The sequence below is a fragment of the Mycobacterium triplex genome, assembly GCF_000689255.1.
GTDB classification, from domain to species: Bacteria; Actinomycetota; Actinomycetes; order Mycobacteriales; family Mycobacteriaceae; genus Mycobacterium; species Mycobacterium triplex.
This window is the reverse complement of the sequence record NZ_HG964446.1, coordinates 1,269,133-1,291,154: the sequence shown is the minus strand read 5'-3', so window position 1 is coordinate 1,291,154 and position 22,022 is coordinate 1,269,133. Positions and strand designations below refer to the sequence as shown.

General features: G+C 69.6%; 22 protein-coding genes. 5 read left to right on the top strand and 17 right to left on the bottom strand.

Features of this window, described 5'->3' with window-relative positions:
• Nucleotides 1-27: 27 nt before the first annotated feature.
• From BN973_RS05980 to BN973_RS05970, 3 genes are read right to left on the bottom strand one after another with little or no spacing between them, the layout of a single operon-like run.
• On the bottom strand, nt 28-690 hold the full coding sequence (locus BN973_RS05980) for a TIGR04282 family arsenosugar biosynthesis glycosyltransferase (protein WP_036466577.1): 663 nt from the start codon (nt 688-690) through the stop codon (nt 28-30).
• Nucleotides 687-1,343, bottom strand: a complete 657-nt coding sequence (locus BN973_RS05975) for a glycosyltransferase family 2 protein (protein ID WP_036466576.1) — start codon at nt 1,341-1,343, stop codon at nt 687-689. Before BN973_RS05975 ends, BN973_RS05980 begins: the two co-directional genes overlap by 4 nt.
• Nucleotides 1,344-1,353: 10 nt before the next feature.
• Complete coding sequence (locus tag BN973_RS05970; RefSeq protein ID WP_036466575.1) at nt 1,354-3,075, bottom strand: hypothetical protein; 1,722 nt, start codon at nt 3,073-3,075, stop codon at nt 1,354-1,356.
• Nucleotides 3,076-3,390: 315 nt separating this feature from the next.
• Here BN973_RS05970 and BN973_RS05965 point away from each other — a divergent pair, with 315 nt between their 5' ends.
• On the top strand, nt 3,391-4,974 hold the full coding sequence (locus BN973_RS05965; protein ID WP_232232183.1) for a DUF7937 domain-containing protein: 1,584 nt from the start codon (nt 3,391-3,393) through the stop codon (nt 4,972-4,974).
• A 6-nt stretch (nt 4,975-4,980) separates the two neighbouring features.
• Here BN973_RS05965 and BN973_RS05960 read toward each other — a convergent pair whose 3' ends face one another.
• Nucleotides 4,981-6,012 (bottom strand): NAD-dependent epimerase/dehydratase family protein, encoded by a 1,032-nt coding sequence (locus tag BN973_RS05960; protein WP_036466573.1) that lies wholly within the window; start codon nt 6,010-6,012, stop codon nt 4,981-4,983.
• Nucleotides 6,009-6,785, bottom strand: a complete 777-nt coding sequence (locus tag BN973_RS05955) for an S-methyl-5'-thioadenosine phosphorylase (protein WP_036472089.1) — start codon at nt 6,783-6,785, stop codon at nt 6,009-6,011. Before BN973_RS05955 ends, BN973_RS05960 begins: the two co-directional genes overlap by 4 nt.
• Nucleotides 6,786-6,819: 34 nt before the next feature.
• On the opposite strand from BN973_RS05955, the gene BN973_RS05950 reads away from it, so the two are divergent.
• Nucleotides 6,820-7,692 carry a 1,4-dihydroxy-2-naphthoate polyprenyltransferase gene (locus BN973_RS05950; RefSeq protein ID WP_036466572.1) on the top strand — a complete coding sequence of 291 codons (873 nt, stop codon included), beginning with the start codon at nt 6,820-6,822 and terminating at the stop codon, nt 7,690-7,692.
• A 232-nt stretch (nt 7,693-7,924) separates the two neighbouring features.
• Nucleotides 7,925-8,932 (top strand): beta-ketoacyl-ACP synthase III, encoded by a 1,008-nt coding sequence (locus BN973_RS05945; protein WP_036466570.1) that lies wholly within the window; start codon nt 7,925-7,927, stop codon nt 8,930-8,932.
• Here the strand turns inward: BN973_RS05945 and BN973_RS05940 are convergent.
• Complete coding sequence (locus BN973_RS05940) at nt 8,926-9,294, bottom strand: DUF4229 domain-containing protein (protein WP_036466569.1); 369 nt, start codon at nt 9,292-9,294, stop codon at nt 8,926-8,928. The two genes, BN973_RS05945 and BN973_RS05940, sit on opposite strands and share 7 nt — an antisense overlap.
• Nucleotides 9,295-9,340: 46 nt before the next feature.
• Here BN973_RS05940 and BN973_RS30970 point away from each other — a divergent pair, with 46 nt between their 5' ends.
• Entirely contained in the window at nt 9,341-9,502 is a 162-nt protein-coding gene (locus tag BN973_RS30970; protein ID WP_139830171.1) for a hypothetical protein, read from the top strand.
• Between the two features lie 17 nt (nt 9,503-9,519).
• On the opposite strand, the gene BN973_RS05935 is transcribed toward BN973_RS30970, so the two are convergent.
• Genes BN973_RS05935 through hemL form a run of 7 tightly spaced genes read right to left on the bottom strand, consistent with a single transcriptional unit; the run spans nt 9,520 to nt 16,745 of the window.
• Complete coding sequence (locus BN973_RS05935) at nt 9,520-10,806, bottom strand: MinD/ParA family ATP-binding protein (protein ID WP_036466568.1); 1,287 nt, start codon at nt 10,804-10,806, stop codon at nt 9,520-9,522.
• A gap of 31 nt (nt 10,807-10,837) precedes the next feature.
• Complete coding sequence (gene ccsB / locus BN973_RS05930) at nt 10,838-11,815, bottom strand: c-type cytochrome biogenesis protein CcsB (protein ID WP_036466567.1); 978 nt, start codon at nt 11,813-11,815, stop codon at nt 10,838-10,840.
• Nucleotides 11,812-13,377 (bottom strand): cytochrome c biogenesis protein ResB, encoded by a 1,566-nt coding sequence (locus BN973_RS05925; protein ID WP_036466566.1) that lies wholly within the window; start codon nt 13,375-13,377, stop codon nt 11,812-11,814. Before BN973_RS05925 ends, ccsB begins: the two co-directional genes overlap by 4 nt.
• 47 nt (nt 13,378-13,424) lie before the next feature.
• Entirely contained in the window at nt 13,425-14,210 is a 786-nt protein-coding gene (locus tag BN973_RS05920) for a cytochrome c biogenesis CcdA family protein (protein WP_036466565.1), read from the bottom strand.
• Complete coding sequence (locus BN973_RS05915; protein ID WP_036466563.1) at nt 14,207-14,803, bottom strand: TlpA disulfide reductase family protein; 597 nt, start codon at nt 14,801-14,803, stop codon at nt 14,207-14,209. The genes BN973_RS05920 and BN973_RS05915 overlap by 4 nt, the downstream gene beginning before the upstream one ends.
• A 2-nt stretch (nt 14,804-14,805) precedes the next feature.
• Entirely contained in the window at nt 14,806-15,414 is a 609-nt protein-coding gene (locus tag BN973_RS05910; RefSeq protein ID WP_036466562.1) for a histidine phosphatase family protein, read from the bottom strand.
• Complete coding sequence (hemL, locus tag BN973_RS05905; protein WP_036466561.1) at nt 15,414-16,745, bottom strand: glutamate-1-semialdehyde 2,1-aminomutase; 1,332 nt, start codon at nt 16,743-16,745, stop codon at nt 15,414-15,416. The genes BN973_RS05910 and hemL overlap by 1 nt, the downstream gene beginning before the upstream one ends.
• A gap of 98 nt (nt 16,746-16,843) precedes the next feature.
• On the opposite strand from hemL, the gene BN973_RS05900 reads away from it, so the two are divergent.
• On the top strand, nt 16,844-17,239 hold the full coding sequence (locus BN973_RS05900; protein WP_036472088.1) for a nitroreductase family deazaflavin-dependent oxidoreductase: 396 nt from the start codon (nt 16,844-16,846) through the stop codon (nt 17,237-17,239).
• Here BN973_RS05900 and BN973_RS05895 read toward each other — a convergent pair.
• The 4 genes from BN973_RS05895 to BN973_RS05885 form a co-directional block, all read right to left on the bottom strand.
• Complete coding sequence (locus BN973_RS05895; RefSeq protein WP_169718203.1) at nt 17,223-18,581, bottom strand: amino acid permease; 1,359 nt, start codon at nt 18,579-18,581, stop codon at nt 17,223-17,225. The genes BN973_RS05900 and BN973_RS05895 overlap by 17 nt on opposite strands.
• A 133-nt stretch (nt 18,582-18,714) precedes the next feature.
• Nucleotides 18,715-18,903 carry a hypothetical protein gene (locus tag BN973_RS32165; RefSeq protein WP_198048895.1) on the bottom strand — a complete coding sequence of 63 codons (189 nt, stop codon included), beginning with the start codon at nt 18,901-18,903 and terminating at the stop codon, nt 18,715-18,717.
• A gap of 478 nt (nt 18,904-19,381) precedes the next feature.
• Nucleotides 19,382-20,716 carry an MFS transporter gene (locus BN973_RS05890; protein WP_036466560.1) on the bottom strand — a complete coding sequence of 445 codons (1,335 nt, stop codon included), beginning with the start codon at nt 20,714-20,716 and terminating at the stop codon, nt 19,382-19,384.
• Nucleotides 20,717-20,718: 2 nt separating this feature from the next.
• Nucleotides 20,719-21,864 carry an LLM class flavin-dependent oxidoreductase gene (locus BN973_RS05885; protein ID WP_036472086.1) on the bottom strand — a complete coding sequence of 382 codons (1,146 nt, stop codon included), beginning with the start codon at nt 21,862-21,864 and terminating at the stop codon, nt 20,719-20,721.
• Nucleotides 21,865-22,022: the final 158 nt, after the last annotated feature.

Below are 22,022 nucleotides of genomic sequence, written 5' to 3'. Positions count from 1 at the left end.
GCGAGTTCAAGCGGTCGTTGCAGAGGGTTAGAATCCCGCCGCGCGGGTGACGCGGGCGAAGCGACTGTCGGACCCGCAGGCCTCTCGTACCGTGGCGACGTCGGCCACGACGTCGAAGTCACTCAGCTGTGGCAGCGATACCACATCAATACCGTTGTCGAGCAACGCTTTTCGCGTGAGATCGGCCGTGTCGGGTACAGACATCGGCACGGTCCGCAGGCATTCGGCCATGGCCGGGCTGCGCACCCCGAGCACCCACCAACCGCCGTCGTCGGCCGGCCCGAGCACGGCCGGCGCCGCTAGCAGCCGGCGCGCGCAGTCCGTCAAGAGTTCGGCGGTCACCTGCGGGGTGTCCATGCCGATCTGCAACACCGGAAAGCCCTCGGCCGCGTCGGCGTGGGCATTGGCGAGCCGGTCGGCGAAGCCGTCCCCGCGTTGCTCGATCACGGTGAACGACTCGAGCCGCTGCCGGATCTGCATCGCACCGGCGGCCGCGTCCAGGTCGCCGGTCAGCGCCACGACCCGCGAGCTCACCGCCGCGGCGGCCACCGCATCCAGCGTGTCCAGCAACGCCGCGGCGGCGATCTCGGCGGCGACCCGATCGCCGACCGTCGCGGCGAGCCGGGTCTTGGCCAGGCCGGGTTCCGGCGCCTTGGCGACCACCAGCAGCGTCACCGGCAGCTCGGTCATGAGATCACTTTCCAGAAGTCCAGGATCGCGGTGATGCTGCCGCGCAGCGAACCGCTGACCTTCGACTTACCCCCCGTGCGGGGGCCGTAGCTGACGTCGAGCTCGACCACGCGCCAGCCGGCCGCCGCGGCGCGCACCAGCAGTTCCAGCGGATACCCCGAGCGGCGATCGACGACGCCCAGACTCAACAACGCGTCGCGTCGGGCGACCCGCATCGGCGCGATGTCGTGGACCGGCAAGCCGTGGCGGGTGCGCAGCCGCCAGCTCATCACCACGGTGCCCACCCGCGCGACCCACGGCCAATGCAGCCCGGCCACGGGCCGGCGCCGACCGGTTGCCAGGTCCGCGCCCTGCTCGAGCGCGGCGACCAGTCGCGGCAAGTCGCCGGCGTCCATCGAGCCGTCGGCGTCGATGACCGCGACGATCGGAGTCGTCGCGGCGACCACGCCGGCGTGCACCGCGGACCCGTATCCCGGCCGAGGTTCGGCGACGACGTCAGCGCCGTGCCGGACGGCGACGCCCGCCGTGTCGTCGGTGCTGTTGTTGTCCACCACCAGCGCGCGATAGCCGTCGGGGATCCTCGCCAGCACCCCCGGCAGCGACTCCTCCTCGTTCAGACACGGCAGCACCACCGTGACCAGTTCGCCGGGCATCGCGTGGCGATCAGGATCCGGACGACGAGTGACCGCCCCCGCCGCCGGACGGCGCCCGCGGGGCCACGGTCTGCGGCGGCGGCTTCGGCGCGACGGTCTGCTGCTGGGTAGGCGGCTTCGGCGCCACCGTCTGCTGGGTGGGCTGTTGCGCCGGCTGCTGGGTGGGCTGCACCGTGGGTTGCTGGGTCGGCTGGACCGTCGGCGGCTGCGTCTGGGTCGGCTGGGTCTGGGTCGGCTGGACCGTCTGGGTCTGCTGGGTCTGGGTCTGCGTCTGGGTCTGCTGGGTCTGGGTCGGCTCCGTCGGGGCGACCGTGGTGGGAGCGACCGTCGTCGTCGGCGTGATCGGCGTGTAGGGCGTCGTCGTCGGGGCGACGGTCGTCGTCGGCGTGATCGGGGTGTACGGCGTGGTCGTCGGCGGCGTGGTCGGCGTGGTCGGCGTGGTCGGCGGACTCGTGGTCGGCGTCGTCGTCGGCGTGTACGTCGTCGTGGTCGGCGGCGTATACGTCGGATACCACGGCGGCTGTGGCCGCCACCCCGGATACGGGATGATGATCGGCACCGGAATCGGGATGGGCCCGTTGGGATTCGGCACCAGACCGGGAACAACCGGAGCGACCGGAGCACCGGGAGCGGGCGCCGGGCCGACACCGGGCGCGGGAGCCTGCGGCACGGCCGGGGCCGGAATGACACCGCCCTGGTAGCCCGCGTTGGGCGCTTCGGGCGGCGGCGGGGGCACCGGCGCCTGCTGCTGGGTCGGCAGCAGCGGCATGAACTTGCCCGGGGCGGCGTTCTGGTGTCCGATCACCGGCTGCTGGGCCGCCGTCGGCCGGACGGCGACCACCACCGCGACGGCCAGCGAGGCCACGCCGATCACCGCGAACGCGATCACGGCATTGCCGACCAGCAACGACCGTCGGCTCAGCTTCAGCGGGCCGGTCTCGGCGTCGGGATCGTCGTCGTAGAAATCATCGAACTCGTCGTACTCGCCCGGCAGCAGGTCGTCGTCATCGTCGGCCATCGAGTACGCCAGCTGCTCGTCGGCCGCCGGGGGATCACCGAACCCGGCCGGGGCCATCGCGGTGGATTCGCCGGTCACCGGCGCCGCCGCGATCGCGGCGCCGCGGGCCAGCGCGAAGGTGGGGTCTTCGGGAATCTGCACGCGCATCGTCGCGTCGCGAAGCTGGTCGGCGACCCCGGCCAGATCCGACGACGAGCCCACCAGGAACACGTCGTTGTGCGCGTCGGGGTGCTCGCCGAGGCGGGCCATCATCGTGTCCAGCGTGCCGGTGGCGTCACCGCCCAGCAGCTCGCTGGCCAACATCGTGGGCGGCGCGTCCGGATCGCCGTCGGCCGCGCCCACCACCGACAGCGTCGCGGTGTTGTCGTCCACCACCAGCGCGCCGCCGGTCCGCCCCGCCGCGCGCATCAACGCCGTCACCGCCTGCGACTCCGACAACACCGCGACGTTGTGGACACCGGAATCCTCCAGCGCCCGTCGCAGCTGGTCGGCGCTGGGATGGTCGGTCCAGCACAGCCGGGTCCCGACCAGCCGGTGGTTGTCATTCGCCAGCAGCCGATTCGTGCCGACCACGGTTTCGGTGAGTTGTTGAATCGGGTTGTTAGCCAGGTCGACGACGGATTGGTCGATCACGTCACTACCGCCCGCACCCGCTCCGACAAGAGCCAAGCGGGCGACGGGGCCGGTGACAGCGACCCCCAAAACGACGTCCATCCCTGCTCTCCTTCGGCTGGCCAACCCGGCAACCAGCTTGTCCCGGCATCATTACACTTCGGTACCGTCGGCAGTAACAATCATTCAGGCGGCCCCGTTGGCCTACAGGCGCAGCGTAACCGCGTTCCCAGACCCGGGCAGTCACACCCGCGTCGCAGAGGCGGAGATTATGTTTCCAAGTAGGCAACGAAGTCGCCTCGGCAGGGGGTTCCTCGCCCGCTTGAGCGACTGTGCGCCGTCAGTGACCGTCCTCGATACCCGGGGGGAACCGTGAGCCAGAGCAGCGACGAGGTGCCCACCGGCCCCATCAGGGGTGTGCCGGCGCGGCACACGGCTGCGGGCCGACCGGTTGCCGGGGCGACCACCCGGCAGCGCAACATCGTGGCCGACCTGACCGCCGCCGTCCTGCTGCTCGCCGCGCCGCTGCTGCCGTGGAACCTGTACTTCGGCATCGCGATCCCCGACAGCAACAGGACCGTGTTCGTCGTTCTGATCGCGGTGACGCTGCTTTCCCTGATCGCGATTGCTTTGCCCGGTTCGGGGCGGACGGTCAGCGGGATCCGGCTGGCGCTCAACGTTCCCTATTTGCTGCTGGTGCTCGCCTTTGTCGGGTTCGACGCATTCGAAACCGTCCGATTCGGCGGGACCGTGACCGTGCCGGGCGGTGTCGGGCCCGGCGCCTGGCTGGGTGTCGCCGGTGCCCTGCTGAGCGCGCGGTCGGCCGGCAGGGCCGCCGCGGCCGACGACGACACCGCGACCGGGCGGCACCGGTCCGCCCAGATCATCGGCTACGTCGCGATGGTGGCCGCGGCGCTGAGCTTCGGCTTCACCCTGTACTGGCGGGTGAAGTACGCGCTGGGCGACGCCGGCGACTTCGGTAAGCAGAACATCGCGGTGATCGTGACGGCGACGGTCTACGGTCTGGTCGCGTTGATCGCCGTGCTCGTCGCCTCGCGGTGGCTGCTCGGCGACACCCGGGCGTCGCGGCTGGCGACGATCGCGCTGGGCGCCTCGACGCTGGCCGCCGGCATTGTCGTCTGGCTGCTCCCGGTCGGCCGTGACATCGACGCGTTCCACGGCATCGCGCAGAACACGTCGACGGCCGGCGTCGGGTTCGAGGGCTATCTGGCCTGGGCGGCGGCCGCGGCGATTTTCGTGCCGCGCACCCTGTTCGGCCGGGCTGCCACCGTGTCGTCCGAGGAGAGCGCGTGGCGGGCGGCGGCCCGAACCGGCTTGCTGCTGATCGTCGTGTGGAGCCTGGGATCGGTGGCGATGCGGATCACCGACCTGGCCGTCGCGGTGAGCTTGAACTACCCCTACTCGCGCTACGACAGCGTGGTGCTGGCCGCATTCGATGTGGCCACCGCGGCGCTGGCGATCTGGCTGCGGAGCATCCTGGGCAACCCGTCGGCCTCCGCCCGGCTGATCACCACGCTGTCCGGACTGGTTGCGACACTGAGCATTTCGCGGGTCATCGTGGGCGTCGTGCTGGCGCCACGGTTCGCCGAAGCGCCCAATGCGGTGCAAAATCCGGTCTACGGAAACGATCTCGCCCAGCAGATCACCAGCACCTTCGACGTCGCGCTGTCCGCGCTGGCGGTGTGCATCCTGGTGGCCGCGATCATCACCGGACACTTCAACCGGCTGCGGCGCCGCCGCCGCGCCGCCCGCAGGCGTGCCGTCGCACACAACGCCGAGGCTCCGACGACCCACATCCCGACCGGCGCTGCGCCGCCGTCGGCCGAGGTGACCACCCGGATCCACACCGGCGAATCGCCCACCACCGCAATACCGCAACTGGCCGGCGCGCCGCGGATCTTCCGCGGCGACGACTCGGCCACCCGGCAGATCCCGATCTCCAAGCCGCAGATCTACCGGCCCCCGCAATACCCGTCGTAGCACGGGTCAGCGCAGCGGCGCGAACGCGAACTCGCGCAGGCCCTCGCGCGGGCCGATCGCCGCGCGGAAACCCAGCACCTCGGCGGCGCGGGCGGGGTCGGCGACGATGTGGCGCACGTCGCCGCTGCGGTACTGCCCGGTGATCACCGGCGACACCGCCTCGCCTCGCGCCTCGCAGATCGCGGTGGCCACCTCCAGGATCGAGATCGGCCGGCCCGAGCAGACGTTGACCGCGGTGAAGCCGTCGCGATCGGCCTGGGCAGCCGCCACGTTGGCCGCCGCCACGTCGTCGACGTGCACGAAATCACGCATCTGGCCGCCGTCCTCGAAAACCCTTGGCGGCTCGCCCTTTTCCAGCGCCGAGCGGAAGATCGCCGCCACTCCGGAGTACGGCGTATCGCGCGGCATGCCGGGGCCGTAGACGTTGTGGTAGCGCAGCGCCACTACCGACCCGCCCGTCGACTCCGACCACGCCAGCGCGTAGTGCTCCTGCGCGGTCTTGCTGGCTGCGTACAGGCTGCGCGGCCGCAGCGCGGCGTCCTCGTCGACCAGCTGCCAGGCCAGCTCCTCGCCGCCGAGCGGGCAGCGGTGCTCGAAGGCCCCGGCGTCGAGGTCGGCGCGCCGTCGCGGCAGCGGGTCCACCGCACCGTGCCGCGGGCACCGGTAGCCGCCCTGTCCGTACACCACCATCGACGACGCCAACACCAGGCGACCCACCCCGGCGGCGAACATCTGCGCCAGCAGCACCGTGGTGCCGTAGTCGTTGTGGGCGCCGTAGGCGGGCGCGTCGGCCGCGTCGACGCCGGCGCCCACCATCGCGGCCTGATGGCACACCAGATCGACACCATCCAGCAGCGGGGTCAGCGCCTCGGCATCCCGGACGTCGACGCGGTGACATCCGTTCGGTAACAACGAGTTTGGGCCGTGCGCGGCGGGCAGCAGCAGGTCGACACCGATCACCTCGTGACCGGCCGCGCGCAACGCCGCATCCACCCGAGACCCGATGAAACCGGCCGCACCGGTCAGCAGCACCCTCACGGCAGCTCGAACGGCAGCGTGACGCCGGTGTGCGACAGGCAGTGTGCGCAGTCGCGCTCGACGGCCACCCGACCGATGGCGTCGCGCACCAGCGCCTTGAACGGCTCGATGTTCTTCTCGAATTCCACCATGACGTCCACTGTTTTCACACCCTCGCCGTGGTTGACACCGGCGTCCAGATCGGTCACCAAAGCGATTGCTGCATAACACATTTCGAGTTCCCGGGCGAGGACCGCCTCCGGGTATCCGGTCATGTTGACCAGCGTGAAGCCCGCCGAGGCGTACCACCGGCTTTCGGCGCGGGTGGAAAATCTCGGCCCCTGGATCACCACCATGGTGCCGCCGTCGACCACGTCGGGCAGGCCGGCGGCGGCCTGCCGCAGGGCCGGGCAGTAGGGGTCGGCGAAGTCGACGTGAATGGCACCCGAGTCGAAGTAGGTGTCGGCGCGGCCGTTGGTGCGATCCACCAGCTGATCGGGCACCACGATCGAGCCCGGCCCATAGGTGGGGTTCAGGCTGCCCACCGCACACGGCGCGAAGACCCGCCGCACACCGAGCGTGCGCAGGGCCCACATGTTGGCGCGGTACGGCACGGTGTGCGCCGAGTATTCATGCTTGGCGCCGTGCCGGGGCAGGAAGGCGACCTCATGTTCCCCGATGGTGCCCACGGTCAGCGGCGCGCTGGGCGGCCCGTACGGGGTGTCCGGAGTGACGTGGTGAACGTCGGAGCCGAAGAACGTGTAGAAGCCGCTGCCGCCGATCACTCCGAGCATCCGACCATTGTGGTGCATAGGGCAGGATGGCCTGGTGGCCAGTGTTGGGCAGTGGATCTCGGGGGCGCGGCCGCGCACGCTGCCCAACGCCGTGGCCCCGGTCATCGCGGGCACCGGCGCGGCGGCCTGGCTGGGATCGGCCGTGTGGTGGAAGGCGCTGCTGGCGCTGGCCGTCTCGCTCGCGCTGATCGTCGGCGTCAACTACGCCAACGACTATTCCGACGGCATCCGGGGCACCGACGACGTCCGGACCGGGCCGGCGCGGCTGGTGGGCTCGCGGCTGGCCCGACCGCGCGCGGTGCTGACCGCCGCCGTGGCGTCGCTTTCGGTGGGCGCGGCGGCCGGTCTGGTGCTGGCGCTGACGAGCGCGCCGTGGCTGATCGCGGTCGGCGTCGCGTGCGTCGCCGGGGCCTGGCTGTACACCGGCGGCTCGAGGCCCTACGGGTACGCGGGGTTCGGCGAGGTCGCCGTGTTCGTGTTCTTCGGCCTGGTCGCCGTGCTCGGCACTCAGTACACCCAGGCGCTGCGGGTGGACTGGGTGGGCCTGGTGTTGGCGGTGGCCACGGGTGCGCTGTCGTCGTCGGTGCTGGTGGCCAACAATCTGCGGGACATCCCGACCGACGCGCAGGCGCACAAGATCACCCTGGCGGTGCGGCTCGGCGATGCCCGCACCCGGGTGTTCTACCAGGGGCTGCTGGCGACCGCCGGGCTGCTGACCCTGGTGCTGATGCTGGCGACCCCGTGGTGTGCGGCGGGGCTGGTTGCCACCCCGTTGGCGCTGCGCGCCGCCGGGCCGGTGCGCTCCGGGCGCGGCGGGCCCGAGCTGATTCCGGTGCTGCGGGACACCGGGCTGACGATGCTGGTCTGGGCGGTCGCGGTGGCCGCGGCGCTGGTGCTGGCGAACTGACACCGAGGGCGCGTCGGTGCCCGGGGTGTGCGCCCGGGGCTTTGGGTGTGCGGCCGCGGCACTGGGTGTGCGGCTGCGCCGGGCCCGCCCGGCGTGTCGCCGCCGCTGACGCACATCAGAAACCATGGGCGCACACCCGGTCGCGGCATTAGTTCACCAAGACGTCGTCGAATTCGGGTAACACGCGTTAGCGTCAGTGTGACAGCCCTTACACCACCGAGCGAGGAGCGCAATGCAGCAGATCGCCGCGACCAGTGGGCCCAGAAACATCGGACTGCTCAGCGTCGGGGCGTACCGCCCCGAACGCGTGGTCACCAACGACGAGCTGTGTCGCAACATCGACTCGTCCGATGAGTGGATCTACTCCCGCACCGGCATCAAGACGCGACGCTTCGCCGCTCACGACGAATCCGTCACGTCCATGTCGATCGAGGCCAGCCGCGAGGCAATCGCGAAAGCCGCACTGCAAGCCAGCGACATCGACGGCGTCATCGTCGCCACCAGCACCCAGTTCTTGCAGACCCCGGCCAGCGCCCCGGCGGTCGCTTCGGGGTTGGGCGCAACCGGTGTCCCCGCATTCGACATCTCGGCCGGATGCGCCGGCTTCGGCTACGCGGTCGGTGTGGCGGCCGACATGATCCGCGGCGGCAGCGTCGCCAAGATGCTGGTCATCGGTTCGGAGAAACTGTCGCCGACCGTGGACATGCTCGACCGCAGCAACTGCTTCATCTTCGCCGACGGCGCGGCGGCCGTCGTGGTGGGCGAGACACAAGAGCAGGGCATCGGGCCGACCGTCTGGGGCAGCGACGGCGAGCAGGCGATGGCCATCCGCCAGGACATCGACTGGATCACCTACACCGAGAACCCCACCGGGCCACGCCCGTTTCTCCGACTCGAAGGCAGCGCGGTGTTCCGTTGGGCCGCTTTCGAAATGGGCAAAGTCGGGCGACAGGCGATGGACGCCGCGGGGGTGCGATCGGACCAGATCGACGTGTTCATCCCGCATCAGGCCAACGCCCGGATCAACGAGGTACTGGCCAAGAATCTGGACCTGCGGTCGGACGCGGTCGTCGCCAATGACATTGAGCACACCGGAAACACGTCCGCGGCGTCCATCCCGCTGGCGATGGCCGAACTGCTCGCCACCGGGGCGTCCAAGCCCGGCGATCTGGCCCTGCTGATCGGCTACGGCGCCGGCCTGAGCTATGCCGCACAGGTCGTGCGGATGCCCAACTACTGAGTGTCGGGTTCGTCGTCGATCGGCTCACCGCGCAGCCGGGCCCGCAACTGCTCGCGTTCGGCGCGACGACGTTCGCCCGAGACCGCCAGCGCGGCGGTGGCGCGCCGGCGCAGCGGGCCGAACAGCCAGATGCCCAACGGCATCGCGATGATCAGTGCGAACAACGCCGCGACGACGACCGGGAACTGGTCGACGCCGAGCAGCCGTGCCGCGAGATAGATCACTCCGGTGAGCACCACCGCCAGCAGCAGCCGCGCGAGCGCGTAGAGCAAAACGTCGACAACCACCCGATCTCGCGGGTGCGGCTGCGCGCCGTCCGCCGGGCTGTTCCCAGTGCTGTTGTCGCTCGGCCCTTCTGACACAGCTCGAGCCTACGACGCGGGTATATTCGCTCACAGGAGGTGTGTAGTGCTCTACCTGGTGGTCGTCCTGGTGTTGGGGACGCTGATCTACATTGGCTGGCGTGCGGCGCGATCGCAGGTGCACCGGCCGAAGACGCGTGTCATCGGACCCGACGACGATCCAGACTTCATGCGGCGGTTGGGAAACGGGGACAACAACCCCCGCTGACCCTCCTCGAGGCCCGGCTAGGCCAGGCCCAGATTGGGCTGATCTCCCGGAAACCCTTCGGCGACAACGGCAGCCAAGCTCGTCAGCGCTTCGCGCGTCTCCCGGCGCATCTGGTCCAGATGGATCTCGGCGCCCTCGTCGAGATGGGCGTCATACGGCACCAACCGCACCGCGCGGCAGCGTCGCGAGAAGTGATCGATCACCTTGTTCATGTCGACCTTGCCGGTCCGCGGGCGCACCGCGTTGATCACCGCGATCGAATTGCGGACCAGCGCTTCGTGGCCGTGGGCGTCCAGCCAGTCCAACGTCGCCGAGGCGCTGCGCGCCCCGTCGATGGAACCCGAACTCACCACGATCAAAACGTTGGCGTTCTCCAGAACCGACGACATCGCCGAGTGCAACAGTCCGGGCCCGCAGTCGGTGATCACGAGGCCGTAGTAGCGCTCCAGGATGCCCAGGGTGCGGGTGTAGTCGTCGGCGTCGAATGCCTTCGATACCGCCGGATCGCTTTCGGACGCCAGCACTTCCAGCCCGCTCGGGCCCCTCGAGGTGTAGCGGCGGACGTCACTGTAGCGCTCGACGGTGCCGGCGTCCTGCAGCAATTGACGCACCGTGCCCGCGGTCTCCAGCGGGACCTTTTGACTCAGGGTGCCGCGGTCGGGGTTGGCGTCGACGGCCACCACCCGGTCGCCGCGTATCTCGGCGAAGGTGGCACCAAGCGTGGCAGCGATCGTGGTCTTACCGACGCCACCCTTCAGGGAGATCACCGCGATCCGGTAGGAGCCCCGCAGCGGCCGGTTGACCCGCGCCACCAAATTGTTCTGCCGGGCGGCCCGCGGGCTCTCCCCCAGGTTGATCGTCCGGCCCGACAACACGTAGACCAGCCGGCGCCAGCCCTCCGAGGGCGGCGGCTTGATCGGGCGCAGCAGCATGCCGGTGGACAGTTCCGGGTACGGCGTGTGCGGCAGGTGCTCGGGCCGGTACGGGGCCGGCGCTGCCGCGGGCGCCTCGGCCTGGCCGTTGTAGTAAGCGCCGTAGGCGGTCGGATCGACCCGCGGGATCCCGGTCACCGGGGTGGAATCCCAGGGCGGCATCCCGGCCGCCGGCGGTGCGGGCGGTGCTTCCCGCCGCTCGGTGGCCGGGACCCGGCGCTCGGTGCGAAAGCCGGCGAAGACCCGAGTCGGTGCCTCGGCGTTGGGGTCCGCGGGCACCTCGCCGACCGACGGCTGTTGCTGCGGATTCAAGTCAGCCGTCGGATGTTCCGGCGCCCCCACGCCACTCGATGACTGTTCAGACACGTGCATTCCCCCTTGTTGCGGTGTCGTTTCCTAACTGTCAGCCCACGCCGGCATACGAATGCAGGCCCACGGTCACCAGGTTAACGAAGAACAAATTGAAGACCATGGCCACGAACCCGACCACGTTCACCCAGGCGGCCTTCCTGTCCCGCCATCCCGCGGTTGACCTGGCATGCAGGTACGCCGCGTATACCACCCACGCGACGAACGAAACGGTCTCCTTGGGATCCCAGCCCCAATACCTGCCCCAGGCCTCCTCGGCCCAGATGGCTCCGAAGATGACGCCGAAACCGAAGACCGGGAACGCGAAGATCGTGGTGCGGTAGGCGATGCGGTCCAGGGTCTGCGCGTCGGGGAGCCGATGCACGATGCGGGCCAGCGCGCCCTCGGCGTCGGGACTTCCATACCGCGAGGTGCGCAACAAGAACAGGATGCTGGCGATGCCGGCGACCAGGAACACCCCGGAGCCCAGGCTGACCACCGACACGTGGATGGGCAGCCAGTAGGACTGCAGGGCCGGCATCACGGGCGCGGCGTTGGTGTAGAGCCAGCGGCCGGACACCGTGAGCAGGATCAGCACCGGCAGCAGCAAAAACACCCAGAGCGGGCGGAGTTGCGGGCGGCGCAGCACGATCGCGCCGGCGAACAGCCCGCACAGGCAGGTGAGGTTGATGAACTCGTACATGTTGCCCCACGGCACCCGCATGGTGGCCAGGCCGCGCAACACCAGGCAGGCCAGCAGCAGGCCGATGCCGAGATAGACCACCGCCAGGCCGGCACGCCCGGCGCGCTCGTCGAACGGCCGGCGGTGGTCGTCTGCGACGACGCCGGGGGTGGCGCTGTCGGCGGCCACGGATCCGGCCAGTACCCGCTCGCGGACCTCGGCCCGCCGGCTGCCCACGTAGGCGAGTTCGAAGGCCAGCAGCAGCAGCGCGACGACCAGGGCCACCACCGCCGAGGTGAACGCCCAGTCCGAGTAGCGCGCCAGGCCGATGTTGACGTGCGTGGTGTTCATCTGACGTCCACCTGAGAACTCCTTGCCGACGCTGGGGACTCGCCGAGATCGGCTACCAACCGCTCGGTGAGCCTTTCGAACTCGTCGCCCCAACCGGAGTTGTCGGTGCGGGCCAAGCCGCCCAGCTCGACGTTCACCGTACCGGGGGCTTCGGGGACCGGGACGAGCCGCACCCATACCCGCCGCCGGCGCACCAGCAGCGAGACCAGCAGCCCGGCCATCATCGTGATCGCGAAGACCAGCACCCATACCTGGCCGGGATCGTGGGAGACCTGCAGGTTGACGAAAGGCACGGCGCCGTCGAATCGGATCGTGGTGCCCGCCGCCGGACCCGCCTCGATCCGCACCTGTTGGCCGGCGCGCAGGTTGACCCGCTTCTCCTTGGTCAGCCGGCCCTGCTCGATCAGCCGCGGGTCCAAGGTGAACAGCGACTGCGGACGCCCGGTGTCCAGGCCGGTGTCGCCGCGGTAGATGTCGACGGCCACCGCGGGGGCATCGAGTGCGGGGAACCGCGACGACAGCAGGGCGCCGTCGAGCTGTTCGGTCGGAGCCAGCAGGCCCTGGATCGCGATCTGGTGCGCACGACGCTCGCCGGCGCCCGGGTAGCTGCCGGCCGGCGGGTCGATGCGCGCCACTCCCGACGAGAGCAGGGTCTGCGGGTTGTCGGGCCGCCATTGCACGGTCGAGCTGCGCGTCTGCCCGTCGGGGAAGGTCACCGTGAAGGTCGGCGCGTAGCCGTGGCCCTGCAGGTACACCCGGTCGCCGCCGACCCGCAGCGGATGGTTGACCTCGAGCCGGTAGGGCCGCCAGCTGTTGGCCGCCAGGTCGCGGCCGTCCTGGTAGTCGATGTCGGCGGCGAACGACGTGGCCTGCCCGGACGGCAGGTAGTGCGCCTGAAAGTCGTTGACCCGCACGCAGATTGGGTGCAGCGAGGTGCCGTCGACGGTGTTGCCGGCACGGAACGAGTCGAACGCGGCCGGTGAGGCCGAGCAGAAGCCGGGACCGCCGTCGGCGATCACGATGACATTGCCCTCGTAGCCGAACAGCTTGCCGACCGCCACCGCGACCAGCAGCCCCAGCAGCGAGAAGTGAAAGACGATATTGCCGAATTCGCGGAGGTAACCCTTTTCGGCGGAGATCTCGACGGTGTCGCCGTCGTGACGGATCGCGGTGCGCCAGCCGTGCAGCCGCGCGGCGACCTTGTTCGCGGCGGCGTTCAGGTCGGCCTCGTCGGCCAGGGTGAGCCGCGAGCCGGCGTGCTTGGGCAGCCGGGCCAGATTGCGGGGCGCGGCAACGGGTGTGGCGCGCAGGCTGCGGGCGTGCTCGATCATCCGCGGGGTCAGGCAGCCGACGAGGGAGACGAACAGCAGCACGTAGATGGCGGTGAACCAGAAGCTGGAGAACACGTCGAAGGCCTGCAACCGATTCAGCCACGGGCCGATCGTCGGGTGGGCGGCCAGGTACTCGTCGACCTTGCCCGCGTTCAGGCTGCGCTGCGGCAGCAGCGCCCCGGGTATCGCGCCCAGCGCCAGCAGGCACAACAGCACCAGCGCGGTGCCCATCGAGGTCAGCGCGCGCCAGGTGTTGCGCGTCCAAGCGAGTAGCCGTCTCAAATCGGCAACCTCACGTCGCTGACGAAGGCGTCGCGCAGCCAGGAGATGAAGTCGTTCCACAAGCCGGTGACCAGCAGCACCCCCACCGCGATCAGCAGGGAACCGCCGAAGATCTGGATGGCGCGGCTGTGCCGGCGCAGCCAGCCCAGCCCGGCGACCGCGCGGGCCGAGCCAAAGGCCAACAGCACGAACGGGATTCCCAGCCCCAGGCAGTAGGCGATCACCAGCACGATGCCGCGCGCCACATTCGCGCCTTCGGAAGCCGAGGCGACGGTGATCACGCCGGTCAGCGTCGGCCCCAGGCAGGGCGTCCACCCGAGCGCGAACACCGCGCCCAGCATCGGCGCCCCGGCAACCGTCGTCAGCTGTTGCGGGCTGAACCGGACCTGCCGCTGCAGGGCCGGAATCAGGCCGACGAACACCAGCCCCATCGCGATGGTCAGCACGCCGCCGACCCGCTGCAGCACCAGCTGGTTGGTGATCAGCGTCGTCGTCATGCCGAGCACGGCGACGGTGCCCAGGACGAACACCGTGGTGAATCCGGCGACGAACAGCGCCGCCGATCCCGCCACGCGCCACCGGGCCGTCGGCGGGGCCTTGATCGCGCCGGGCTGATCGTCCACTCCGACTTCCTCGCCCACCAACGCGGCCAGATACGACAGGTAGCCGGGCACCAGCGGCACCACGCAGGGCGAGGCGAACGACACCAGACCGGCCAGCACGCAAGCCCCCAGCGCCACCAAAAGTGGCCCGGCGGAAGCGATTTGCGCGAACCCGGTCACTTTTCTGCGGCCAGCTTCTGCACGACGGGCTGCAAGTCGGACGCCAGCAACTCCCGCAGAAACACCGCCGCCACCCGGTGCTGGCGATCCAGCACCAGCGTGGACGGGATGACGGTGGTCGGGTACTTGCCGCCGAATGCGATCAGCGTGCGCATGGCCGGGTCGTAGATCGACGGGAAGGTGACGCCGCGATCGTTGACGAAGTCCAGGGCGGCCTGCCGGTTGTTGTCGCGCACATCGATGCCCAGAAAGCACGCCCCGGACTGGCGGGTGGCGTCATACACCCGCTGCAGCTGGGTGACCTCGGCGCGGCACGGCCCACACCACTGGCCCCAGATGTTGATGACGACGACGTTGCCGGAGAAGATCGGGTCGTCCAGCGACAGCGGGTGCGAGGGGTCGGCCAGGTCCGGGCCGGACAGCGGGCCGGGGCGGCTACGACTGGCGGGCGGGTCGTAGAAGATGTCGGTTTTGCCTCCGGGAGAAACGAATTCGAAGGTGCCGCCCTGCGCGACGGCGTCGTGACCGGCCGAGCAGCCGGTCAGCAATCCGGAGATTGCCAACACGGCCACGGCGATCAGCGGCCGCGACATGCTCAAGCGCCCGCCGGACGGGAGTATTCGACGCCGACCAGCCGGTCGCCGTCGTAGACCAGGGTGGTCAGCGAGGCAAGGTCGCACTCGCGCCGCCGCGGGTCGTGCCAGAGGCGTTTGCCGGTCAGGTGCAGCCGCAGCGTCCACACCGGCAGCTGGTGGCTGACGCAGACCACCTCGTGGCCGGCGCCGCGCACCCGCGCCTTGTCGACCGCGGTGGCCATGCGGGCCGCGATCTCGCGATAGGGCTCGCCCCACGACGGTGTGAACGGGTTGCGCAACTGCCACCAGAACCGAGGATTCTGCCAGGCGCCGTCGCCCGGACTCATGCGCTTGCCTTCGAAGAAGTTGGCCGATTCGATCAGATCGGGGTCGGTGTCGACGGGCAGGTTGAGCCCGGCCGCAATGGGTGCGGCGGTCTCCTGGGCCCGCTGCAGCGGCGAGGCGATGACCGCGACGATGTCGCGGCCGGCCAGCGCGTCGGCGACGGCCGCCGCTTGCGCTTTTCCCTTGTCCGACAAGTGAAATCCCGGCAGTCGCCCGTACAGGATGCCGTCGGGGTTGTGCACCTCGCCGTGGCGCATAACGTGCACCCGGGTTTGTTCGGCCATCAGGACTTCCCCTCCCGGGTCGCGGTCGCGGCCGCGTGGGCCGCCGCGGGTAGCGCATCCGCGATTCGCGCGAACGCGGTGTCGTCGAGTGCCGCCGAGACGAACCACGCTTCGAAGGCGCTGCACGGCGGGTATACCCCCGCGTCCAGCAGGGCGTGGAAGAACGGCGGGTAGCGCCAGGTCTGGCTGTTGCGGGCGGATGCGAAATCGGTGACCGGCGCGTCCGCGAAGAACACGCCGAGCATATTTCCGGCTCGCGGAATCTGGTGTGGCACACCAGCGTTGGTTAACGCCTCGGCGAACAGCCCGGCCAGGCGATCGGCATTGGCGTTCAGTGCGGCGTAGACGGCGTCGTCCGCGGTGCGCAGGGTGGCCAACCCGGCGGCCATCGCCACCGGGTTACCCGACAAGGTGCCGGCCTGATATACCGGCCCCAGCGGCGCGAGGCGTTCCATCACCTCGGCCCGCCCGCCGAAGGCGGCGGCCGGCAACCCGCCGCTCATCACCTTGCCGAAGGTGAACAGGTCGGCGGCGACGGGATCGATTCCGTACCAACCGCTTCGGCTGACCCGGAAGCCGGTCATCACCTCGTCGACGATCAGCAGCGAACCGTGTTCGGCGGTGACCGCCCGCAGCGCCGCGTTGTACCCCGCACCCGGCGGAACGACGCCCATGTTGCCGGGGCTGGCCTCGGTGATCACCGCGGCGATCTGGTCGCCGAGCTGCGCGAACGTCTCACGTACCGCGTCAATGTCGTTGTACGGCAACACAATTGTGTCGGCCGCCGCGGCGCCGGTGACACCGGGCGATGACGGTAGGCCCAGCGTCGCCACCCCGGACCCCGCGTCGGCGAGCAACGCGTCCACGTGGCCGTGATAGCAGCCGGAGAACTTGATGATCTTGGCGCGCCCGGTGAAGCCGCGGGCCAGCCGCACCGCGCTCATGGTGGCCTCGGTGCCGGAGTTGACCAGCCGCAGCCGCTCGACGGGCGCAACCCGGCCGATGATCTCGGAGGCCAGTTCGGTCTCCGCGGGGGTGGGCGCCCCGAAGGACAGACCGTGCGCGGCGGCCCGGGCGACCGCGTCGACCACGGCGGGGTGCGCGTGGCCCAGAATCATCGGGCCCCACGAGCAGACCAGGTCGACATAGCGGTTGCCGTCGGCGTCGGTGAGCCAGCAGCCGTGCGCCTCGGTGATGAAGCGCGGCGTGCCGCCGACCGCGGTGAATGCGCGCACCGGCGAGTTCACCCCGCCCGGGATGACCGCGCAGGCGTCGGCGAACAGACCCGCCGACGTGCTTACCGCGGCGGCGGCCTGGTCAGTGCTCCCCATGACCACCAGTGTCCCAGCCTGCGAACAGCGATCAACTACAGGGTGTAAGAGTTCGGCGGCGGGTTGAGGAGGCGGTGCATCACGGGTTGGATGAAGGCATGCAACTTCCTCAAGGGCTTGCTCGCTTCAACCGACACGTCACCAACCCGATTCAGAAGCTGTGGGCCGGCTGGGCCCCGTCGTTCGCCATCATCGAGCACACCGGGCGCAAGTCCGGCAAGGAGTTCCGCACTCCGGTGAGCGCCTTCGACGCCACCGTCGACGGCAAGCCCGGCATTGCGGTGCTGCTCACCTACGGCCCGGACCGCGACTGGCTGAAAAACCTCAAGGCGGCCGGCGGCGGGAAGATGCGCCGCCACGGCAAGACCTTCGGCATCACCAACCCGCAGGTGGTCACCCGCGACGAGGCCGCCGAGCACGTGAACGGCGGGACGCGGCGGGTGTTCGGGCGGCTACCGTTCGAGCAGGCCGTGCTGTTCAGCAAGACGGACTAGCGCCCCGGGCGCGGGTGACGGCGTAGATCGCCAGCACCACCGCCCACGACAACAGCGACAGCCACAGCTGGCTGCGCGCCGCATGGTCGAACGCCATCTGCACCAGCACAGCGGTGATGCCGGCCAGCGTGAGAATCGACAGCACCGGGAAAAACCACATCTTCAACGGCAGCTGATCGGCGGGTGTGCGGCGGCGCAGGATGATCTGCGACAGCGCGATCAGCCAGTAGACGAACAGGATGATCGCGCCCGAGGAGTTGAGCAGGAACAGAAACACCGTGCGCGGCGCCAGCCACGACATGATCACGCACAGAAAGCCGATCGCCGAGGAGAACAAGATGGCGATGTGCGGCACTCCGCGCCCGCTGAGTTTGACCAGCCGCATCGGCGCGTGGTTTCGGGCGGCGAGCACGAACAGCATGCGCGACGCCGTGTACAGGCCCGAGTTCAACGACGACAGCACCGCGGTGAGCACCACCGCGTTCATCACCTGATCCGCACCGGCCAGGCCCATCTGCCTGAACGCCGCGACATACGGCGACGTGCCGACCTCGACGGAATCCCACGGCAGGATCACCACGAGCAAGAACACCGAACCGACGAAGAAGATCGAGATGCGCGCGACCACCGATCGCGTCGCGCGCTGGACCGCCAGCGCCGGCTCGCGGCTCTCGGCCGCGGCGATCGTGACGATCTCGGCGCCCACCATCGAGAAGATCACCACCACGATCGCGGCGAACACCGCCGCGATGCCCTTCGGGAGGAACCCGCCGTGTGCGGTCAGGTTGGCGAACCCGCCGTGGTGACCCGGCCACAGGCCGAGCACGAATACCGCGCCGATGCCGAGGAAGACGATGATCGTCGCGACTTTGATTCCGGCGAACCAGAATTCGAACTCGCCAAACGAGCTGACTGAGAACAGGTTGGTCGCGGTCATCAGTAGCATCAGGCACAGCGACAGCAACCACAGCGGCGCCTGAAACCAGTAATTGAGGACCTTGCCGCCGGCGACCGCCTCGAAGCCGACGACGATCACCCAGAAGTACCAATACAGCCAGCCCACCGAAAACCCGGCCCAGCCGCCCAGCGCCTTGGCCGCGTAGTCGGCGAACGACCCGGTCGACGGATTGGCGGCGGCCATCTCGCCCAGCATCCGCATCACCAGGACGATCAGCACGCCGCACAGCGCGTAGGTCAGGAACGCGGCCGGTCCGGTGTCGCGGATCACCACGCCCGACCCGACGAACAACCCGGCGCCGATCACACCGCCGAGCGCAATCATGCTGAGCTGTCGCTGCGAAAGCCCTTGGCGCAACTCCGGCGGACTACTCACGGCTTCCATGTCTTGGGCCTCCCAGCGTGCCCCCGGGTCGTGTTGGAGATACCACAACACATCGGCGGCCGGTGCACCACCCGGAAGAGGCGGGTCGATGACGCCGAGCCGATGCACCAACGGCGTCATTCGGCGCAGGATCTCATCCTGTCCCTCGGCTGCCATCGTCTTCATGGCCTCGAATGTCTCCTGGAGAAGCCGCCCCCGGGTAGGTGGCGACACCGAGGTAATCGATGCGCCATCCGCCGGCACCCAGTACTCGCTCGAGGTTGTCGGCGGGTATCGCGGTCCACTGCAGGCCGTTGACGTTGTGCGGGCTGAACTCGAACATGTACGGCCGCGCCCCGGGTCTGGTCGCACGGGGTGCAGCGCCTGCGCGTACCGCGTCTGGATGGCCTCGTCGTTGAGAAACACATGGTAGAAAACACTGTCCACGAAGGTGTCGAACCGGCCCTCGAACCCTTCCAGTTTGGTGGTGTCGGCCACCTGGAAATCCACCCTGCACCCCGGCTCGCTCGGCGTTGCGCTTGGCCCGCTCGATTGCGGTGGGTGAACCGTCGCTGCCGGTGACCGAATAGCCGTGGGACGCAAAGTGAATCGCGTGACAACCGGCCCAGTGCCCGGGTCGAGCACCTCCCCGTTGATCGCGCCGTCGGCGACCAACTGCCGGACGACCGGCTGCGGGCCTCCGATATCCCACGGAATCCGCCCGTCGGTGTGTTCGGCTTCGTCGTGCCCAGCGTGAAGTTGATTTCACCCTCGCGACCGAGCGTGAAGCTAACTTCACGCTCGATGGGCTGTGACGTGGCTTAGAGGTACAGGTCCCGCTCCCGGATCAACGCCGTGGCGATCACGCTAATCACCGCCGTCGCAACCAAATACGCGCACGCCAGCCATGGCGCGCCGCCGGCCGCCGCGATCAGCGCGGTCAGGATCATCGGCGTCACTCCGGAGGCATAGATGCCCGAGAACTGGTAGACGAACGACAGACCGGTGTACCGGGTCTGGGTCGGATACAGCGACGAGAACAGCGTGCCCTGCGCGCCGTAGAACAGTGCGTGCACGACGCCGAACACGACGACCATCGCCAGCCCGAACAGAACCAGGTTCCTGGTGCCGAACAAGGCGAACGCGGGGAACGCCGCGAGTCCGTAGCACGCCACCCCCGCCAGGTACACCCGCCGGGCGCCGTACCGGTCGGTCAGCGCTCCCGACACGGGCAGCAGCACCGCCATCACCAGCGCGGCGATGGTGACCACGACCAGAACGGGCACCTTGTGGAAGCCCAGCGCCCCGGTGGCATAGCTGATCGCGAACACGCCCCAGGTGTTGAACGCCGAGCCCTCGGCCCAGCGAGACAGCAGTCCCAGCAAGGTGTTTCGCCTGGAGCGGGCGCCGCGGAAAATTTCGCGGATCGGCACGGTGGATGCCGCTTCGAGGTCGCGCAGCTCTTGAAAGGCCGGTGTCTCGTCGACTCGCCACCGCACCAGGACGCCGACCACGACCAGCACCAGGCTCAGCAGGAAGGCGATGCGCCAGCCGTAGGCGAGGAACTCCGCCGAACCCAACTCGACCTGCAGCAGCGCGAAGATGCCGGTCCCCAGCGCCAGGCCCAGCGCCAGCCCGACTTGCGGGATCGCCCCGAACCGGCCGCGCCGGTCGCCGGGGCTGTGTTCGACGGCCAGCAGCACCGCGCCGCCCCACTCGCCGCCGAGCGCGAAACCCTGCAGCACCCGCAGCACCAGCAGCAGGATCGGCGCCCACACCCCGATCGCGGCGGCGGTCGGCAGCGCGCCGATCAGCGCCGTCGCGCCACCCATGATCAGCATCGTGAGCGCCAGGCTGCGCTTGCGCCCGATCCGGTCCCCGATGTGGCCGAACACCAGGCCGCCGACGGGCCGCATGACAAAGCCCACGGCGAACGTCGCGAACGCGAGCAGCGTGCCCACCAGCGAGCTGGCGTTGGGAAAGAACAGCCTGCCGAACACCAGCCCGGCGGCGGTGGCGTAGAGGAAGAAGTCGTACCACTCGACGGTGGTGCCGAGCAGACTCGCCGCGACGACGGTGCGCAGCCGCCGGCGCCGGTCGCCGTCGGATTCGTCGAGGGTGTCCGCCGGGGCGAGGGCGGGCAGCGTCGTCGCCATGGCTACTGCGCCGACGCGGCCGCGAACGGCGTCGACGAGGCCGGCTGGGACTTGCGGTTGGGGTGTTTCCACACGCCACGGCGCTCCAGCAGTGGCAGCACGCCCTCGCCGAACCAGTACGCCTCTTCCAGGTGCGGGTAGCCCGACAGGATGAAGTGGTCGATGCCCAGGTCTGCATATTCGGTCAACCGCTGCGCGACCTCCTCGTGCGACCCGACCAGCGCGGTGCCCGCGCCGCCGCGCACCAGGCCGACGCCGGCCCACAGGTTGGGGGCGATCAGCAGCCGATTGCTGTTGCCGCCGTGCAACTTCAGCATCCGGCGCTGTCCCTCGGATTCGCTGCGGGCCAGGCTGGCCTGTACTCGCTCGATGTCTGCCGGGTCGATCGCCTCCAGCAGCCGGTCGGCTTCGGCCCAGGCTTGCTCGGCGGTCGGGCGGCTGATCACGTGGATGCGCAACCCGAATTGCAGGGTCCGGCCGGCCTCGACGGCCAGCCCGCGAATCCAGTCCAATTTCTCGGCGACGGCCGTCAGCGGTTCACCCCAGGTGAGGTAGACGTCGGAGTACTTGGCGGCAACGGGCCCCGCCGATCCCGACGAGCCGCCGAAGAACACCGCGGGAATCGGATCGGGCGGGTTGTTCAGTTGTGCGCCGTCGACGCGGATGTGTTCACCGGCGAAGCTCACCGGTTCTTTCGACGTCCACAGCCGGCGCACCACGTCCAGGAACTCCGCGGTACGCGTGTAGCGCGCCTGCTTGTCCAGGTAGTCGCCATAGGCCTGTTGTTCGTGCGGTTCGCCGCCGGTCACGACGTTGAGCAGCAGCCGTCCTTGCGAGTGCCGCTGGAAGGTGCCGGCCATCTGCGCGGCCAGGGTGGGGCTGAGCAACCCCGGACGGAATGCGACCAGGAACTTCAGCGTCTCGGTGCGCTCGATCAGCATCGCCGTCGTCAACCAGGCGTCCTCACACCACAATCCGGTCGGTGTGAGCACCGCCTCAAACCCGTTGTCCTCGGCAGCGGCGCAAATCTGGTGCAGATAGCGCAAAGTCGCGGGCCGGTCGCCGTGCATCGACGTGCCGTGCCCACCGGCGACGAGATTGCGCGAATCCCCGTACGTCGGCAAAAACCAGTGAAATGCCAGGCTCATCCAATCCTCTTCCGCTTCGAAGCCATGCACCGAAGTTCCAGCGTCGCGGAGCCCGGCGCGGCGCACGAGGGTTGAAACCTGCCAGATTCAATCCGCCGCGCCGTCGCCTGCCGCACGTCACTACTCGATGACTGCCGCGTCACAATGCCCTTGCAAAC

Bases quoted from the DNA above. Each gene is read 5' to 3' on its own strand.
- BN973_RS05980 (WP_036466577.1), bottom strand. From the start codon at position 690: ATGACCGAGCTGCCGGTGACGCTGCTGGTGGTCGCCAAGGCGCCGGAA.
- BN973_RS05975 (WP_036466576.1), bottom strand. From the start codon at position 1,343: ATGCCCGGCGAACTGGTCACGGTGGTGCTGCCGTGTCTGAACGAGGAG.
- BN973_RS05970 (WP_036466575.1), bottom strand. From the start codon at position 3,075: ATGGACGTCGTTTTGGGGGTCGCTGTCACCGGCCCCGTCGCCCGCTTG.
- BN973_RS05955 (WP_036472089.1), bottom strand. From the start codon at position 6,785: ATGCTCGGAGTGATCGGCGGCAGCGGCTTCTACACGTTCTTCGGCTCC.
- BN973_RS05945 (WP_036466570.1), top strand. From the start codon at position 7,925: ATGCAGCAGATCGCCGCGACCAGTGGGCCCAGAAACATCGGACTGCTC.
- BN973_RS05935 (WP_036466568.1), bottom strand. From the start codon at position 10,806: ATGCACGTGTCTGAACAGTCATCGAGTGGCGTGGGGGCGCCGGAACAT.
- ccsB (WP_036466567.1), bottom strand. From the start codon at position 11,815: ATGAACACCACGCACGTCAACATCGGCCTGGCGCGCTACTCGGACTGG.
- BN973_RS05925 (WP_036466566.1), bottom strand. From the start codon at position 13,377: ATGGGCACCGCGCTGGTGCTGTTGTGCCTGCTGGCGCTGGGCGCGATA.
- BN973_RS05915 (WP_036466563.1), bottom strand. From the start codon at position 14,803: ATGTCGCGGCCGCTGATCGCCGTGGCCGTGTTGGCAATCTCCGGATTG.
- BN973_RS05910 (WP_036466562.1), bottom strand. From the start codon at position 15,414: ATGGCCGAACAAACCCGGGTGCACGTTATGCGCCACGGCGAGGTGCAC.
- hemL (WP_036466561.1), bottom strand. From the start codon at position 16,745: ATGGGGAGCACTGACCAGGCCGCCGCCGCGGTAAGCACGTCGGCGGGT.
- BN973_RS05900 (WP_036472088.1), top strand. From the start codon at position 16,844: ATGCAACTTCCTCAAGGGCTTGCTCGCTTCAACCGACACGTCACCAAC.
- BN973_RS05895 (WP_169718203.1), bottom strand. From the start codon at position 18,581: ATGGAAGCCGTGAGTAGTCCGCCGGAGTTGCGCCAAGGGCTTTCGCAG.
- BN973_RS32165 (WP_198048895.1), bottom strand. From the start codon at position 18,903: ATGTTCGAGTTCAGCCCGCACAACGTCAACGGCCTGCAGTGGACCGCG.
- BN973_RS05890 (WP_036466560.1), bottom strand. From the start codon at position 20,716: ATGGCGACGACGCTGCCCGCCCTCGCCCCGGCGGACACCCTCGACGAA.
- BN973_RS05885 (WP_036472086.1), bottom strand. From the start codon at position 21,864: ATGAGCCTGGCATTTCACTGGTTTTTGCCGACGTACGGGGATTCGCGC.